This is a genomic window from Streptomyces sp. P17, from assembly GCF_032436805.1.
GTDB lineage: Bacteria > Actinomycetota > Actinomycetes > Streptomycetales > Streptomycetaceae > Streptomyces.
This window is the reverse complement of the sequence record NZ_JAVRBF010000763.1, coordinates 1-275: the sequence shown is the minus strand read 5'-3', so window position 1 is coordinate 275 and position 275 is coordinate 1. Positions and strand designations below refer to the sequence as shown.

Here is a 275-nt window from a genome sequence, read left to right as displayed (position 1 = left end):
GCGTTCTCGACCGAATACGCGATGAAGGATCTGGGCTACGCGCTTGAGCTCGGCAAGCAGACTGGCGTCAATATGCGTGGCGCTGCGCTCATTCGCTCGATCTTCGAGGAAGCGATCGAAGGCGGGATGGGCGATGCCTATTTCCCCGTGATCGCTAGGCTGCTCGATTCCGGGAAATGATCGCTGCTACTGGTTTTGCAACAGCCCAACCGATCCTACGAGCTGGGAAGTACTCAGTTAGGCAGACTGGTCCGGTCAGCCGCGATGAGCGGACC

1 protein-coding gene is annotated in these 275 nt (G+C 58.9%); it reads left to right on the top strand.

What is annotated here, in order from left to right; all coding sequences use genetic code 11:
• Window positions 1-180 (top strand): hypothetical protein (locus RMT89_RS42860; RefSeq protein ID WP_315889171.1); only part of this gene is annotated, 180 nt, incomplete at its 5' end.
• Window positions 181-275 lie beyond the last annotated feature (95 nt).